13 protein-coding genes are annotated in these 17025 nt (G+C 66.4%); 2 read left to right on the top strand and 11 right to left on the bottom strand.

All coding sequences use genetic code 11. The features are described from left to right. Positions 1-66 precede the first annotated feature (66 nt). The 11 genes from FHS47_RS16805 to FHS47_RS16755 form a co-directional block, all read right to left on the bottom strand. Positions 67-1458 (bottom strand): efflux transporter outer membrane subunit, encoded by a 1392-nt coding sequence (locus FHS47_RS16805; RefSeq protein ID WP_208382099.1) that lies wholly within the window; start codon positions 1456-1458, stop codon positions 67-69. A gap of 16 nt (positions 1459-1474) precedes the next feature. Then, positions 1475-2647, bottom strand: coding sequence for an efflux RND transporter periplasmic adaptor subunit (locus FHS47_RS16800; RefSeq protein ID WP_167030775.1), 1173 nt, complete (start codon positions 2645-2647; stop codon positions 1475-1477). After that, on the bottom strand, positions 2637-5840 hold the full coding sequence (locus FHS47_RS16795; RefSeq protein WP_167030772.1) for an efflux RND transporter permease subunit: 3204 nt from the start codon (positions 5838-5840) through the stop codon (positions 2637-2639). Before FHS47_RS16795 ends, FHS47_RS16800 begins: the two co-directional genes overlap by 11 nt. A 78-nt stretch (positions 5841-5918) precedes the next feature. Beyond that, the gene (locus FHS47_RS16790; RefSeq protein WP_208382098.1) at positions 5919-7286 is read right to left on the bottom strand and encodes a HAMP domain-containing sensor histidine kinase; all 1368 of its coding nucleotides are present in this window, start codon (positions 7284-7286) and stop codon (positions 5919-5921) included. Beyond that, positions 7270-7950 (bottom strand): response regulator transcription factor, encoded by a 681-nt coding sequence (locus tag FHS47_RS16785; protein WP_167030769.1) that lies wholly within the window; start codon positions 7948-7950, stop codon positions 7270-7272. The genes FHS47_RS16790 and FHS47_RS16785 overlap by 17 nt, the downstream gene beginning before the upstream one ends. 80 nt (positions 7951-8030) lie before the next feature. Further along, positions 8031-8891, bottom strand: coding sequence for an RNA polymerase sigma factor RpoH (gene rpoH / locus FHS47_RS16780; protein ID WP_167030766.1), 861 nt, complete (start codon positions 8889-8891; stop codon positions 8031-8033). Positions 8892-9202: 311 nt separating this feature from the next. Continuing rightward, a complete protein-coding gene (ung, locus tag FHS47_RS16775; RefSeq protein ID WP_167030763.1) occupies positions 9203-9904 on the bottom strand; it encodes a uracil-DNA glycosylase in 702 nt (233 codons plus the stop codon). Beyond that, positions 9901-10740, bottom strand: coding sequence for a response regulator (locus tag FHS47_RS16770; RefSeq protein ID WP_167030760.1), 840 nt, complete (start codon positions 10738-10740; stop codon positions 9901-9903). The genes ung and FHS47_RS16770 overlap by 4 nt, the downstream gene beginning before the upstream one ends. A gap of 13 nt (positions 10741-10753) precedes the next feature. Then, positions 10754-11734: a permease-like cell division protein FtsX gene (ftsX, locus tag FHS47_RS16765; RefSeq protein ID WP_167030757.1), complete on the bottom strand. Its 981-nt coding sequence runs from the start codon at positions 11732-11734 to the stop codon at positions 10754-10756. Continuing rightward, on the bottom strand, positions 11731-12408 hold the full coding sequence (gene ftsE, locus FHS47_RS16760) for a cell division ATP-binding protein FtsE (protein ID WP_167030754.1): 678 nt from the start codon (positions 12406-12408) through the stop codon (positions 11731-11733). The genes ftsX and ftsE overlap by 4 nt, the downstream gene beginning before the upstream one ends. Before the next feature lie 111 nt (positions 12409-12519). Beyond that, positions 12520-14277, bottom strand: a complete 1758-nt coding sequence (locus tag FHS47_RS16755; protein WP_167030751.1) for a DEAD/DEAH box helicase — start codon at positions 14275-14277, stop codon at positions 12520-12522. A 428-nt stretch (positions 14278-14705) separates the two neighbouring features. Here FHS47_RS16755 and trxA point away from each other — a divergent pair, with 428 nt between their 5' ends. Both trxA and rho read left to right on the top strand, forming a co-directional pair. Then, positions 14706-15032, top strand: coding sequence for a thioredoxin TrxA (gene trxA, locus FHS47_RS16750; protein WP_338039638.1), 327 nt, complete (start codon positions 14706-14708; stop codon positions 15030-15032). 149 nt (positions 15033-15181) lie between these two features. After that, entirely contained in the window at positions 15182-16948 is a 1767-nt protein-coding gene (rho, locus tag FHS47_RS16745) for a transcription termination factor Rho (RefSeq protein ID WP_167030745.1), read from the top strand. Positions 16949-17025: the final 77 nt, after the last annotated feature.

Genomic DNA, 17025 nt, shown 5'->3' with positions numbered 1-17025 from the left:
CAGGCAGCGCAACGATGACAACGAAGGGGCCGCAAGGCCCCTTCTTGCGTCAGCTGTTTCGCAAAGTCACGCGTGCCAACCGCCGCCCAGTGCGCGGACGAGTTGCACGCTTGCGCGCAGCTGCCTCGTTTCGAGGTCGATCACGCTGCGTCGCGCGTCCAGGGCCGCCGTCTGCGCCTGTACCACGTCGAGATACCCGACGGCGCCTTCGCGATAGCGATTGAGCGACAAGTCCACCGAACGTTGCGCCGCGTCGGCGGCGGCGCGCTGGTCTACCAGTGCCGTGCCGAGATCGCGCAGCAAGGTGAGGTTGTCCTCAACCTGCGCGAAGGCATCGAGCACCACGGAGCGGTATTGCGCGCCGGCTTCGTCGGTGGCGGCTTTCGCCTGTTCCACAGCCGCCTTGCGGCGGCCACCGTCGAAGACATTGAGCAGCACCGTGGGGCCGATGGCCCAGAAGCGGTTCGGTGCCGTCAGGATGTTTGCCCAGCGGTCGCTCTGCCAGCCGCCTTGCGCGTCGAGCGTCAACTGCGGAAAGAACGCCGACCGCGCGATGCCCACGCGGGCATTGGCAGCGGCCGTGCGCCGTTCGGCGGCGGCGATGTCCGGACGGCGCTGGAGGATCGCCGACGGCACCGCCAGAGGAATGGTGGGCACCTTCACCTGCCCGTCGTCGGTGGCCAGCGAGAAGTTCGACGCGGAGTCGCCGACGAGTACCGCGATAGCGTGCAGCACGAGGGCACGTTGCGCCTGGGCCTGCGTGAGCTGCGACTTCGCATTCGAAAGCTGCGTTTGCGCGCGCGCCACGTCCAGGCCCGAAGCGATACCGCCGTCGTGGCGGGACTGCGTAAGCGAAAGCGCGCGCGTGAACGCATCGATGCTCTCGTTCAGCACCTTGATCTGCCGGTCGAATCCGTTGAGCTGAAGGTAATCGTCGGCAAGCTGCGCCTGCAGGCTCAGCTGCACGGAGGCGAGGTCGGCAGCGGAGGCCGCCTGCTCCGCCGTGCCGGCAGCCACGCTGTCGCGCACGCGGCCCCAGAGGTCCACCTCGTAGTCGAGCTGCGCGCCGATGGTGTAGGCGTTGTAGTTGCTCGGCGATGTCGCGCCACGCAGCGGCCGCGTGTCGGATTCGCGATTGCGCTGACCACTGGCGTTCAGGCCAACCTGGGGGAACAGGCCCGAACGCACTTGCCGGGTGAAGGCTTCGGACTGTTCGTAGTGCGCCAGTGCAGCCGCGAGCGTGGCATTGTTCGCCACCAGTCTCGTCTGCAGGTCGTCGAGGCGCGCGTCGCCGTAGAGCTTCCACCAGCCGTTCCGATCCAGCTGATCCGCAGGCTTGGCCTCGGTCCACGGAGTGTCGGCATTGGCGTACTGCGCGGCCGTCGGCACGTCGGGTGTCTTGTATGCCGGCGCCAGCGAGCAGGCGGAAAGACCGCCGGCCAGAAGCATGGAAAGCATGGCCCCCTGGGATGCGTCACGCCTTGGCATGGTCGCCATCCGCCTTGGGCGCGTTCACGCGCACCGTATCGCCGTCCGCGAGGCCATCGGGCGGGCTTTCGATGAGCCGATCCCCTGCGGCGATGCCCGATCCGAGTTGCACCGTCTTGCCGAAGTCGCGCGCGATGGTGACCACCTTGAAGGCCACCTTGTTCTGCCCGTCCACGGTGGCGACACGCAGCCCCTTGTCGTCGAAGACGAGCGCGCTCGCCGGTACACGAAGCAGTGCGGCATCGGCCGGAAGATCGAAGGTCACGCTGGCGTATCCACCGGGCAGCAGCTTGCCGTCCGAATTGTCGACCGAGACTTGCACCAGGGTGGTGCCGGAGGCCGCGTTGATCGCGGCGGACGTCGCTTCGACCGTGCCCGAGAACGTCTTGCCCGGGTATTCCGGCACCGTGAGTTTCACGGTGGCTCCGTCGCGAATCGACGGCACGTAGTTCTGCGGCACGTTCACGTACATGCGCAGCTTGTGCACGTCGGACACGACGAACAGCTCCTGACCACCGCCACCGGCGTTGATCAGCGCGCCGACATCGGTCTCGCGCGCGGTGACGACGCCGTCGAACGGAGCGACCAGCTTCGCGAATCCCTTCAACGCCTGGATCCGTTCGAGATTCGCCTGCGCTGCTTGTGCAAGCGCATGCTTCGCCTCGTAGTCACCGGTCTTCTCGTCCACTTCCTGACGCGACACGGAGTCGGAATCGCGCATCGCCTGCCAGCGCTTCGCGGTGGTGAGGGCCAACGCCTCGTTCGCACGAGCGCTGGCCAGGTCGGCCTTGGCTTGCAGCAGTTGCTGATCCAGATCGGGCGTCTCGATTTCGGCGAGCAGGTCGCCGGCCTTCACCTTCTGGCCGATGTCGGCCTTCCAGTACTTCAGGTATCCGCTCGTACGGGCGAAGATCGGTGCGCGCGCATAGGCCTGGAGCCGACCGGGAAGGTCCAGCTCGCCACCACCCTGGCTGCTCTCCGGCGACACCACGTTGACGGTGGGCACGGCCTGGGCGTCGGTCCAGTCGCGCAGCTTGCGCGAGTCGTTTGCGCGCGTCGCCACGCCGGCCACGACGATGGCGATGACGACGATGGCGGCGATGGTTGCCGCGAGACGAAGGCGACGCGGCGGGGGTTGGTGCAGGGTATCAGGCGACATGGACGGGCTCTCCGGAAACGTTCGCCGGGTTGGAAGACGGGTGGCCGCGACGGCCATGGACGATGCTGAAGACGATGGGCACGAAGAACAGCGTGGCGGTGGTGGCGAAGACCAGTCCGCCGATCACGGCACGACCCAGTGGTGCGTTCTGCTCGCCGCCTTCGCCCAGACCCAGGGCCATGGGCGCCATGCCGATGATCATCGCCAGCGCGGTCATCAGCACAGGGCGGAAGCGCACGAAGCCGCCTTCGAGCGCGGCCTTGGCCGCGTCGCCATGCTCGGCAAGACGCTCGCGACAGAAGCTCACCACCAGGATCGAGTTCGCCGTGGCGACGCCCATGCACATGATCGCGCCGGTGAGTGCGGGGACCGAGAGCGTGGTGTGCGTGGCGAAGAGTATCCAGACGATGCCGGCGATGGCGGCCGGCAGCGCGGTCACGATCACGAACGGATCGCTCCACGACTGGAAGTTGACCACGATCAGCAGGTAGATGAGCACGATGGCGCCTAGCAGGCCAAGGATGAGGCCGGAAAAGGCGCTGTTCATCGTCTGCACCTGGCCCAGCAGTGCGGTGCTGGAGGCCTTGGGCAGGAACTTCCGGTTTGCGTCGACGATCTTCTGGATGTCGGACGCGACCGCGCCGAGGTCGCGATCCTGCGTGGTGGCGAAGATCTCGACCATGGAATTGATGTTGTACTGGCTCACCACGGAACTGGTGGCCGTGCGGGACAGCGTGGCGAAGCCGCCGAGGATCTGCGCACCCGCGGTTCCCGTGCTGGGGCTGATCGGCACGTTCTCCAGGTCGGGCAGGCTGTCGATGCGGTATTGCGGCGTCTGCATCACGATGGGATACGACACGCCGTTCTTGGGATTCAACCAGAACGTCGGCGCCACCTGACTGGAGCCGGCGAGATTCACGCCGAGGCTCGTTGTCACGTCGCGCTCGGTGATGCCCACCTGCTGCGCGCGGCTGCGATCCACGTCGACATTGAAGCCGGGGTTCGCCTGCGACTGCTGGATGCGTGCATCCACGACGCCCGGCACACGGCGAATCTCGCGCAGCAGGCGCTTGGCATACGCGAAGTTCGCAGACACGTTCGGGCCACGGATCTGCAGGTCGATGGGCGCGGGCGAACCGAAGTTGAGGATCTGGCTGATGATGTCCGCGGGCGGGAAGGAGAACGTGGCGCCCGGGAACTGGCGTGGCAATATCTCACGCAACGTGCGCACGTAGTCGGCCGTGGGCGCATGCCCTTCGTTCAACGCGATCTGGATGTCGCCGTCCTGCGATCCGACCGTGCCGGTATTGTTGTACGCCGTGTTGATGCCCGAGATCGGCTGGCCCATGTTGTCGACCACGGTGCCAAGGTCCTCCTTGGGAATGACCTTGCGCACGGCCTCGTTCACCTCGGCGAACAGGCGGGCGGTCTCCTCAACGCGCGTGCCGATCGGGGCTCGCACGTGCATGAGGATCTGGCCACCGTCCACCGACGGGAAGAAGTTGCGGCCGAGCATCGGCACCAGCAGGAACGACAGCAGCACGAAACCGAGGAACCCGATCGTGAACACCTTGCGATGGAGCAGCGCCATCTCCAGGAGCACGTGGTAGCTGGCGCGAACGCTCTCGAAACGCTTCTCGAAGCCGCGCTGGAAGCGCACGAGGGGATTGCGCGAAACGGTACCGTGCTCTCCGTGCGGGTCTTCATGGCTGTGCGGCTTCAGCAGGTACTTCGCCATCGTCGGCACCAGGGTGCGCGAGAGGATGAACGACGCGATCATCGCGAACATCACCGCCTCGGCCATCGGCACGAAGAGGAACCGCGCCACACCCTCCAGGAAGAACATCGGCACGAACACGATGCAGATGCACAGCAGCGACACGAAGGCAGGCGTCACGATCTGCGCCGCGCCGTCGAGGATCGCCGTTTCGACATCCTTGCCCTGCTCCAGGTGCCAGTTGATGTTCTCGATGGTCACCGTGGCGTCGTCCACCAGGATGCCGACGGCGAGCGCCAGGCCGCCGAGGGTCATGATGTTCATCGTCTCGCCTATGGCGGAGAGCGCGGCGATCGAGCCGAGGATGGCCAGCGGAATCGACGTGGCGATGATGACGGTGGAGCGCCAGCTGCCGAGGAAGAGCAGGATCATCAGGCTGGTGAGCGCCGCGGCGATCACGCCTTCGCGGGCCACACCCTCGATGGCCGCACTGACGAACAGCGACTGATCGCCGATAGGCGAGATGGTCAGGCCTTCCGGCAGCGCGTCCTTCATCTCCGCGACGCGTTGCTTGATGCCGGCGATGATCGCCAGCGTGGACGCCGAGCCGTTCTTCATCACCGTCATCAGCACCGAGCGGTTGCCGTCCACGTGCACGATGTTGGTCTGCGGCGGCGAGCCGTCGCGCACCTGCGCCACGTCGCGTATGTATACGGTGGCACCGTTGGCCACCTTGACCGGCAGATTGCCCAGCTCGTCGATATCCGAAGGCGAGTTGTTGAGCTGCAACGTGTATTCGTAGCGGCCGATCTTCTGCGTTCCCACCGGCGTGATGAGGTTCTGCGCGGCCAGCGCGTTGGCGACGTCCTGCGCGGAGAGTCCCCGCGCCTGCAGTGCCTGCGGATCGATGTCGATCTGCACCTGACGCGTCTTGCCCCCGAAGGGGTACGGAATGGAAGCGCCGGGCACGGACACCAGCTGCGGCCGGATGATGTTCTGACCCAGATCCGCCAGGTTCTGTTCGGTGAGCCCCTTGCCCGAGAGCGCCAGCTGGATGATCGGCACCGTCGAGGCGTTGTAGTTGAGAATTAGGGGCGGCGTCGTGCCGGCCGGCAGCTGCCTCAGCAGGGTTTGCGCTACCGCTGTCACCTGCGCATTCGCCGTACGGATGTCCACGGTCGGCTGGAAGAAGATCTTCACGATGCCGAAGCCCTGGAGGGAGTTGGCCTCGATGTGCTCGATGTCGTTGACGGTGGTGGTGAGCACGCGCTCGAACGGCGACGAGACACGGCCGGCCATCTGGTCGGGGGGAAGCCCGGTGTACTGCCAGACCACGGCGATCACGGGAATCTTGATGTCGGGGAAGATGTCCGTCGGCGTGCGCAACGCCGAGAGCGGACCCACGATGAGGATCAACAGCGCGAGGACGACGAAGGTATACGGCCGCGTGAGCGCGATCCGGACGATGCCAATCATGGGGGACGGATTCCGAGGCGTGTTTGCGTCGGCGCGAATTTTGCGCCGCGGCACGCCATCGGCGTAGTTAATATTTATTTAGGCGCTGGCGGGACAGGTGACCGTGAAGACCGCGCCGCGATCGCTGCCGCCCACCGACAGCGAGTACCCATGCAGGCGCACGATGGCACTCACGATGGCGAGGCCAAGGCCGCACCCCGGCTTGGACCGTGTCTCGTCGCTGCGATAGAAGCGGCGGAACACGGCCTCGCGCTCGTCCGGCGGAATGCCTGGCCCGGTATCGGCGATATCCACGCGGGCGCCGCCGTCGTCGCCGGTGGATGCGACGAGACGCACGGTGCCGCCGTCGGGCGTGAACTTGATCGCGTTCCCGACGAGATTGGCGAATGCCTCGAACAACAGTTGCGGATCGCCGCGCAATGGCGGCAGTCGGCCAAGTTCCAGGTCGAATCGCTGCCCGCGGTCTTCGGCAACGGGCGCATAGAACTCATGCACATTCCGCAGGACGCTGCCCAGATCCATGTTCTCGAAGCAGGCGCTGCGCTGCCTGTCTTCCAGTTCGGACACCCGAAGCAATGCGCGGAAGCGCGCCAGCACGGTGTCGATCTCACTGACGCATGCATCGAGTTGCTCGCCCTCCGGGCGCGACTCGAATACCTGTTGCAACCGGTACAGACGCGTGCGCATCCGGGTGAGCGGCGTTCGTAGATCGTGGGCGATGTTGTCGGTCACGCCCTTCACTTCGCCGAGGAGACGTTCGATCTCGGCCAGCGTGGCGTTGACGGTTTCCGCGAGGAGGTCCACTTCGTCGCCGATGCCGCTCACCGGAAGGCGAACGCTCAGGTCCCCCTCGCGAATGGGCTCCATCGCCTGCTGGATGGCTCGGATACGCCGGGCAGGCCCGCGCGCGATCAGCACGCCGCCAAGCACCCCGGGGATCAGCGTGAGGGAGAGGCCCCACAGGAGTCCGCGACGGATGATCGTGCCGACACCGTCGATGGTCGTGCTTTCCTTCGCCACGACAAGGCGCGTGCCATCGGGCAGTTCATGGGAAAGCCCCCGCACGCGGGTGCTGCCCTTGCGCGTGGGAGAGTCGAGACTGGCGTCGATCGACCGGGCCATGCCGTCTTCGTCCAGGCCCTTCGGCAGCGCGGCAATGTTGCCGGCAAGGTGGCGGCCCTGCGCGTCGAACAGCCCCATCCACATGGCGCCCTGCACGTCGATCCGGCTGGCGGCGTCGACGGTGGCGCGCATGTCCCGCGGTGCGGTGCCTTCCAGATAGTGGACGCGCGACGCCAGCATCTGGTCGATCACGCCGGACAGGTAGCGCGACGTTTCCCACTGCACGATGCCGAGGAGCACCACGCACCAGATGGCGAACAACGCGCCATAGATGATGATCAGGCGCGAGGTGGCGGAACGCCAGGCGTCAGTCAGCGGGCGCAAGGACGTATCCCGAGCCGCGAACGGTACGGATGAGCGGCGAATGGCCTGCGCCGTCGATCTTGCGGCGCAGCCGGCCGATATGGACGTCGATCACGTTCGTGCCCGGATCGAAATGGAAGCCCCACACGTGTTCGAAGATCATCTGCCGCGTCACTACCTGCCCGGCATTCCGCATCAGGAATTCCAGCAGCCGGAATTCCGTGGGAAGCAGCGTCAGTTCCTGGTCCCGGCGTTGCGCGTTGTGGCGGACCAGGTCGAGTTCGAGATCGGCCACGCGCAGGCGCGTCTCGTTCGGACCCTGGCGACGCCGGCGCAACAGCACCTCGGCGCGGGCCGCGAGCTCGTCCGGAGAGAACGGCTTGGTGAGGTAATCGTCGCCGCCCGCACGCAGGCCGCGCACGCGCTCATCCACGTCGGAAAGCGCGCTGATCATCAGCACGGGCGTGTCCACGCCGCGCTGGCGCAACGCAGACACGACGTCGATGCCGTCCATGCCCGGCAACATGCGGTCCAGGGTGACGATGTCGTAGCCGTCGGCGAGCGCGCGAGCGAGGCCTTCGCGGCCGTCGGCCACCCAGTCGGTGGACAGGCCGTGCGCACGCAGTTCCGCGACAATGTCGCGCGCGGTGACCTCGTCGTCTTCGATGACCAGCGCCCTGGGCATCCTGTTCTGCTCCTGCCGGATGACTTCAAACGGAAAACGGCCCGCGAGGGCCGTTTCCGATCTTACGCCGAACCGCGATCTCAGGCGGCGATGGCGACGCGCATCTTCTTCATGGCGTTCGCCTCGATCTGGCGGATGCGCTCGGCGGAAACGCCGTACTCGTCCGCGAGGTCCTGCAGCGTGGCCTTGTTGTCCTCGGCCAGCCAGCGACGCTGGATGATGTCGCGCGAGCGGTCGTCCAGGTTGCCGAGCGCCGTGGAGAGCGCGCCCATCTGATTGTTGCTGGCGTCTTCCTCGGCGAGGTTGTCGTACGGGTCGGCGCCTTCGTCGACGAGGAACGCGGCCGGAGCCGGCTTGTCGTCGTCGTCCGCGTCGGCCGGGGCCTCGAAGCCGACGTCACGGCCAGAGAGACGGGATTCCATCTCGCGGACGGTGGCTTCCGGCACGCCCAGGTCGTTCGCGACCACGCGCACTTCCTCGGCGTTCATCCAGCCCAGGCGCTTCTTGCTCTTGCGCAGGTTGAAGAACAGCTTGCGCTGCGCCTTGGTGGTAGCCACCTTCACGATGCGCCAGTTGCGCAGGATGAACTCGTGCATTTCGGCGCGAATCCAGTGCACGGCAAAGCTGACCAGGCGAACGCCCTGATCCGGATCGAAGCGCTTCACGGCCTTCATCAGGCCGATGTTGCCTTCCTGGATGAGGTCGGAAAGCTGAAGGCCATAGCCGTTGTAACCGCGGGCCACGTGGACCACGAAACGCAGGTGGGACATCACGAGCTGCTTGGCGGCGTCGAGGTCGGCGTCGTCGTGGAAGCGGCGCGCCAGCGACTGCTCCTCGTCAAGGCTGAGCACCGGAATGCGATGGACGGCCGAGATATAGGAATCCAGACTGCCAACGACGCTCGGTAGCCCGTAGTTACGGGTGGCGAGGGCTTGGGACATGTGTGGAACCTCCTGAAAGTCTTTACGCAGATTAGCAGTCCCGGAATGAGAGTGCTAAGTCGGCCCGAAGTTCATCGGTTAACTGTACGCAATGGTACAGAAATAGGTCCGGCATGTCCAGAGGCTGGCGGGTCGGGTTCATGTGCGGTATGGGTCGAAGCACAGATTTACGCCCAAACCACTGTTTCGTAAGGTGTTTAAGTCGTCTACAGGAGCGCGCCCTGCGCGCGACATGTTTTCGACTCCGTCCGCAAGCTGGCGCGCCAGCTCACAGGCTCGGCCTCAAACGCTGTCGCGCGCAGGGCGCGCTCCTACATGGAAAGGTCGGAACGGGGCGGCAGCGACCAGTCGATCGGCGGCTCCCCGCGGGATTCCAGGTAGGCGTTCGCCTTGGCGAAGTGGCCGCAGCCCATGAACCCGCGGTGGGCGGAGAGCGGCGAGGGATGCACGCTGCGCAGGACGAGGTGGCGCTTGCCGTCGATCAGCTGGCCTTTCCGCTGGGCATGGCTGCCCCAGAGCATGAACACCAGCCCCTCGCGCTCGCGGTTGAGGGCGTCGATGGCCGCATCGGTGAAGCCTTCCCAGCCCTTGCCCTGGTGCGAACCGGCTTTGCCCGCTTCCACGGTCAGCACCGCGTTCAACAGCAGCACGCCGCGGTCGGCCCACGGCGTGAGGCAGCCGTGGTCGGGACGTGGGATGCCGAGGCAATCCTCGATTTCCTTGAACATGTTCTGCAGCGACGGCGGCACGCGCACGCCGGGCCGCACGGAGAAGCTGAGGCCGTGGGCCTGCCCGGGACCGTGGTACGGGTCCTGGCCGAAGATGACCACGCGCACCTTGTCGAATGGCGTGTGCGCGAACGCATTGAAGATCTCGGGGCCCGGCGGGTAGATCGTCTTGCCGCGCGCTTTTTCGCTACGCAGGAACTCCGACAGCGCCAACATCTCGGGACGATCCAGGTACGCGCCGATCCGGGCTTTCCAGGACGGTTCCAGCTTCACCCTGTCGTTCAATGCGTCACCCTCGCACGCAGGTGCAGGGCAACGCGCAGCTGGAACAGGAGCTTCGTGATGAGCAGCTTTTCTTCCACCGGCTTTTCCACGAGGTCGTTTGCGCCGGCGCGCAAGAGCGCGGCCTGGTTCGCGGGGTTCTCGTCGCCGGTCATGACCAGCGTGGGTAACTGGCCCTTGCCGTAGCCGAAGTCGTTGCGGATGCGCTCGACCAGGTCGCCGCCGGTGAGTTCGCCCTTCAGGCTGACGTCCGTCAGCACGACATCGGCACCGACCTCGCCGCGTTCCCGCGCCTGGCGCAGGTGCTGCAGCGCATCCTCGGCACTGATGACGTGGTGCACGGTGAGTCCGTACTTCTCCATCATGCGCCGTGTCGCCAGTGCCACGACGCGGCTGTCCTCTACGTAGAGCACCTCGCCTTCGGCACCGCCCTCGGGCCTTACGTAGCCGCGGATGAATTCGGCCAGCGCGCCGAAGCCCAGGGACTTGTCGAAATAGTCGGTGACGAACTCGCCGAGTTCGCGTCGGTGCAGGCGTTGCTCGACGTCGCCCGATACGACGACGATCGGCATGTAGATCTGCGGTGCGGATTCGCGCACGAAGCGGGCGACGTCGAGTCCGTCCATGTCGGGGAGGCGCAATGCCACGGTGACGAAATCGAAGACGCCGCGCTGCAACTCGGACTGGGCCTCCGCCCCTGTGGTGGCCTCCACGATCTCCACACCCGGCACCTCGGCCGCGACCACGCGCGCGATGAGCTGGCGCACGACCTTCGAGCCGTCCACGATGAGAATGCGCGGCGTCGCGCTGGCCACGCCCGAACCGATGTTGGATGCCACCCCGCCCCCCCCTTCAGCCCGCCGCCGCGCGGCGGATCTGCCGCGCGCTGACCAGTCGCGCACCGAGCCACCCCAGCACGGCCGACGCGAAGGGTACCGAAAGCAGCAGCCATGCGGGGAGCCCGCCGAAGCTCACGCTGCCATCATAGGCTGCCGCGAGCCGGCCCACCGGTCCGGCCATGGCCAACTCCAGCACCACGGCGAGCACGACCGCGAGCACGCCGGCAAGGAAGCCGAGCCAGATACCGGCATACAGGTAAGGGCGTCGCACGAACGGACGGCTGGCCCCGATGAGCAGCAGCACGCCGATCTCCGCGCTGCGGCTCTGGATGTCCACGCGGATGGTGTTGCCCACGACCAGCAGGGCGGCGATGCCGAGCAGCAGCGCGAGGAGCGCGACGGCCCGGCCACCGACACCGACGAGGGCGTCCAGGCGCTGTCGCCACGCACCGGTGTCCTGAACCATGTCGACGCCTGGGGTCGCCTTCATCGATTCGACAAGGCGGCTCACGTCCTCCGCCGACAGGCCCGGCTTCGGTTGCACGGACAGCACATAGGGAAGCGGGTTGGCGTCGAGCGACTGCAAGGCCCCCGAGAACCCCTGTACCTCGGCAAGCTCGGCAAGACCGTCCTTGGGCGTGCGCACCACGATGTCGGCCACTTCGGGACGACCGCGCAGCGCGGACGCTGCGGTTTCCGCCATGGCGGCATTCTGCCCCGGCTTCATGAAGGCACTGATGGACTGGTTTCGCCCGAGCGCGTCGCCCATCCGTTGCACGTTGCCCAACAGCAGGTAGAAGGTGAGCGGCAGGGCCAGCGCCACGCCCATGACAGCCACAGTGAGCAGGGTGCCGAGCGGCCGCACACCGAGGCGACGCAGGCTGATGGACATGCTCCACAGGTGGTGCTCGCGCCACGCGCCGACCTTTCGCGGCTCGCTGCGGCGCGTCTTCTCCGGCTCCGGGGCCTTGCGGGTGTCGCGCACCGCGTTCATACCACCTCCGTGGCGGGCACGTCGGCGACGAGCTTGCCGTGGTCGAGGACCACGACGCGCTTTTTCATCCGCTTGATGAGCATGAGGTCGTGGCTGGCGACGAGGACGGCGGTGCCCACCGCCTGGAATTCGGCAAACAGGGTCATGATTTCCATGGCCAGTTGGGGATCGAGGTTGCCGGTCGGTTCGTCGGCGATGAGGACCGCGGGCTTCGCGACGATGGCGCGAGCGATGCCCACGCGCTGCTGCTCGCCGGTGGACAGTGCCTCGGGCAATTGTTTTTCGTAGCTGAGCAGGCCGACTTTCTCGAGCGCGGCGCGCACGCGGCGGCCGCGATCGGCGGGTGCGACGCCGCCGATGATCAGCGGCAGCTCCACATTGGCGAAGACGGTACGGTCGAGCAGAAGGCGATGGTCCTGGAACACCATGCCGAGCTTGCGCCTGATCCTGGGAATGTCGCCGGGGCGAACGGTGTTGAGCTTCTGGCCGTCGAGCGTCACCACGCCGTTCGTGGGACGCTCGATCATCGCCAGCAGCTTCAGCAGCGTGCTCTTGCCGGCGCCGGAATGCCCGGTGACGAAGGCCATTTCGCCCGCGTCGACATGGAACGACACATCGGTAAGGGCCTGGTGACCGCCCTCGTACCGTTTGCTCACCAGATCGAAACCGATCACCGCTTTACCCGTTGGCTCGTGAATCTCCAGAGGATAAGGGATGTGCTGGAAATTTTGCGGCCGTGCGACCCACGCAGTTCATATAAATGTGGGAGCCGTTCCGACAGGGGCTCAGCGCCCCCCGAACAGCCGACCGATGCGGCGCAGGAGGCCGATCTTTTCCTTCACTGGCGCGGCGGGCGGCGTCGGTGCCGACGCCGGCCGGGTGGCGGTCACCTGGCGCGACGGGCGGCGATTCGGATTCTCGCCCTCGGCACGACGCGGCGCGCCCTGCTTCGGACGGTCGCCGCGCGACGCATTGCCGTTCGGCGTGCCATTGGCGCCGTCACCCGCGTTCTCCGTACCTTCGCGGGCGCCGCGGCCACGACCGCCACGACGGCGGCGGCGCTTCTTCGTGGCGCCCTCGGCGGCCATCGCTTCCGTGGCGGCAGGCAGGTCGGCCACGGTCTCGGCGACCACGACGGTCTTCATCGGCACTTCCGTCGACGGCGCGGCGGCGGCCGGGCGGTCCTCGCGTGGCGGGCGCGGGCGACGTTCGCGGCTACCTGAGCGGTCGCCCGAACGCGGGCCGCGACCGTCGCGGCTGCCCCGGCCACCCTTCTCCGGCGGCGCACCGCGTGTGGGGATGTGACCGCCGGTGTCGTTCGGATCGTCCACTTCGTCCTGCACGCCGTCGGCACGGGGCCGCGGCGCGGGCATCACCAGCATCTTCGCCTCGATCGACGCCGTGGGAATCTTCTGGTTGATGTAAGCCTCGATGTCCGGCAGGCCCATGGCGTAGAGGTCGCAGGCGAAGCTGATCGCGTCGCCTTCGGCGCCCAGGCGGGCGGTACGGCCGATGCGGTGGACATAGTCCTCGGCATCCTGCGGCAGGTCGTAGTTGAACACGTGGCTGACGGCCGGGATGTGCAGGCCGCGCGCGGCCACGTCGGTGGCCACGAGCAGATCGATCTGCCCGTCCTGGAAGCGCTGCAGCAGCTTCTGGCGCTTGACCTGCGGCACGTCGCCGGAAATGGCGCCCACGCGGAAGTTGTGCCGCTTGAGCCGGTCGGTGATGCGCTCGGCGGCGGCCTTGGTATTGACGAAGATGATGCTGCGCTCGGCCTTGCTCTCTTCCAGCAGGTTGAACAGCAGCGGCATCTTCTCTTCCTTGGAGGGGAAGTAGACGACCTGGCGCACGCGGTCGGCGGTGACGTTTTCCGTCTCGACCACCAGCTTTTCGGCCTCGTGCATGTGCTCGTAGGCCAGTTCAAGCACCCGGTGGCTCAGCGTGGCCGAGAACAGTAGGACCTGGCGCTTCTCGCGCGCCGGAAGGCGACGGAAGATGAAGCGCACGTCCTTGATGAAGCCGAGGTCGAACATGCGGTCGGCTTCGTCGATGACCATGACTTCGACGCTGCCGAAGCCGAACACGTCCTGCTTGTAGTAGTCGAGCAGGCGGCCCGGCGTGGCGATGATGATGTCGCAGCCGTCGCGCAGTTGCTGGCGCTGCTTGTCGTAGTCCACGCCGCCATAGATGAGGGCGCTGCGCAGGCCGGTGGCCTTCCCGATGGTCTGGAAGTCCTTCTCGATCTGGATCGCCAGTTCGCGAGTGGGTGCGATGACGAGGGCGCGGGGATCGGAATCCTTGCGGTCCGGATGGGCCGGATGCTTCAGCAGGCGGTCCATGAGCGCGACGAGGAAAGCGAAGGTTTTTCCGGTGCCGGTCTGGGCCTGGCCCGCGACGTCGCGTCCCGTGAGGGCAACGGGAAGCGTCAGCGCCTGAATGGGCGTGCAGCGGGTGATCCCGGCGGCGGCAAGGCCTTGCTGGAGCAACGGGTGCAGGTCGAGGTTTTCGTAGAAGACGTCGGTAAGAACGGTTTGGGACATAGTGGAGATGGGCCTGAAACTCGCGCCGCACCGTGCGGCGCCGTCCCTGCGGCATGAGGAGCCCGCGGGACGGGAGGAGGGTCCGGCCGGGTCACGGGAGTGTCGGGAAGCGGCCGGATGCCATGCCGGCGGCGCCTGCGACGCGCCCGGCGCGCGAAGGCCGGAAGCGGAGGTGGTCGCACCCGAGGGTTCCCGCTGGCATAGGTGAACCGGCTGTTGAAACCGGTTCACCTATGTCAACGGAAACCACCCGCCGGCAACCTTGAATTGCTTGAATCGCGCCCCTAGTTGGGTTGGAATGAGGGCCACCGGCCGCAACGGCCAAGACCTTCGGTTCCGGTTGGACCCGCGACATGGGGCTCCTTAGTGTAGCCGATGCGAGCGTCACGGTCGTCAACCCCCCTATTTCACCCATTCTGGAGATTCCGGTGAGCGACAAGATCACCCATACGAGCGACGCTGCATTCCAGCAGGAAGTGCTCGAATCCGACACCCCGGTGCTGCTCGACTTCTGGGCGGAGTGGTGCGGTCCCTGCAAGTCGATCGCACCGGTGCTCGACCAGCTGGCGGGCGAGTACGAAGGCAAGCTGAAGGTCGTGAAGATCAACATCGACGAAAACCAGCAGACGCCGCGCCAGTACGGCATTCGCGGCATTCCGACCCTGATGATCTTCAAGGACGGCAAGGTCGCCGGCACTCAGATAGGCGCCGTCGGCAAGGCCCAGCTCAGCCAGTTCATCGAAAAGACGATCTGATCGTCCCGAGTCATCCCGCCGCCGCGTGGGGCGCTTTACGCAGCGCCTCACGCGATGCTAGGCTCTAAGCGTTCGCCGGGACACCGCTTGTCCCCCTGCCGCGAACCCTCTCCCCTTCTTCTTCCAACGGCGCCCCGTGAGGTTTGCCCGTGTCCGATATCGAAAGCAAAGAATCCATCGACGCCAAGGGCGCCGGCGACCAGCCTGCGACCGAACCGCGTCCTCGTGGCCGTCGCAAGGCGGCGCCCGCCGAGGCTCCCGCGGTAGAGACGAGCGCGCCCGCGCCGGCTCCCGCGAAACCAGCTCCCACACCGCAAGCGGAGTTGCAGCTCAACAACCAGGCGCCCGCGCTTCCGCTGCTTCCGCCACCGCAACAGCAGCAGCAAGGCGAAGCGCGCGAAGGCAACCAAGGCAGCCCGCAGCCGGCCCAGTCCCAGGGCCAGCAGCAGGGCGGCGGCCAGCATCCGCAAAACCGCAACGACCGTAACGAGCGCGAAGGCCGCGGCCGGCGCCGCCGGAACGAGCGCAACCAGCAGCGACAGGGCGGTGGCGGCGGCGGTGGCAACGGCGGCGGCAATTACCAGCACCCGCGCAACAACAACGGCTATCCCGTCGACGACGACGAGAATGCCGACGCCGGCAGCAACGACCGCCTGATCAACCTGACCGAACTGAAGCGCAAGAATTCCATCCAGTTGCTGGAATTCGCCGAATCGCTCGGCATCCGCGAAGGCGTGGCCCGCCAGCGCAAACAGGATGTGGTCTTCAACATCCTCAAGGCTCACGCCCGCTCCGGCGGCGGCATCTGGGCGGAGGGCGTGCTCGAGATCCTCCAGGACGGCTTCGGCTTCCTGCGCTCGGCCGACGAGTCCTACCTCGCCGGCCCCGACGACATCTACGTCTCGCCCAGCCAGATCCGCCGCTTCAACCTGCGCACCGGCGACTACATTACGGGGCGCGTCCGCCATCCGAAGGAAGGCGAGCGTTACTTCGCGATGCTCAAGGTCGACGACATCAACGGCGATCCGCCGGAGGCGTCGAAGAACAAGCTGTTGTTCGAGAACCTCACCCCGCTGTTCCCGCGCAAGGCGTTCAAGCTCGAGCGCGGCAACGGGTCCACCGAGGACATCACGGGCCGCATCCTCGACCTCGTGGCGCCGATCGGCCGGGGCCAGCGCGGCCTCATCGTGTCCCAGCCGAAGTCCGGCAAGACGATGATGCTGCAGAACATCGCGCAGGCCATCCAGTACAACCATCCCGACGTGCACCTGATCATGCTGTTGATCGACGAGCGTCCGGAAGAAGTCACGGAAATCGCCCGTACCGTGCGCGCCGAAGTCATCAGCTCCACCTTCGACGAACCGGCCGTGCGTCACGTGCAGGTTGCCGAAATGGTGATCGAGCGCGCCAAGCGCCTGGTCGAGCACAAGAAGGACGTGGTGATCCTGCTCGACTCCATCACCCGCCTGGCTCGCGCCTACAACACCGTGGTGCCCAGCTCCGGCAAGGTGCTCACCGGCGGTGTCGACGCCAACGCCCTCCAGCGTCCGAAGCGTTTCTTCGGCGCCGCGCGTAACGTCGAGGAAGGCGGCAGCCTGACGATCATCGCCACGGCGCTGACCGACACCGGGTCGAAGATGGACGAGGTGATCTACGAGGAGTTCAAGGGCACGGGCAACATGGAAGTGCACCTGTCCCGCCGCATCTCCGAAAAGCGCGTCTATCCGGCCATCGACATCAACCGTTCCGGCACGCGCCGCGAAGATCTGCTCATCGATCCCGACCTTCTCGCCAAGATCTGGATCCTGCGCAAGCTCCTCCACCCGATGGACGAACTGGCCGCGATGGAGTTCATGCTCGACAAGATGAAGAACACGAAGTCCAACGACGAGTTCTTCAATTCGATGAAGCGCTGATCCGCTCTCACGGACGCGTCACGAAGCCGCCCGCATGGGCGGCTTCTTTTTTGGTTCGCCGGATGCCCCGAAGTGGA

The sequence above is a fragment of the Luteibacter sp. SG786 genome (genome assembly GCF_011759605.1).
Taxonomy (GTDB): domain Bacteria; phylum Pseudomonadota; class Gammaproteobacteria; order Xanthomonadales; family Rhodanobacteraceae; genus Luteibacter.
Note: the sequence above shows the minus strand (reverse complement) of the source record. Positions and strands in the feature narration are given on the sequence as shown.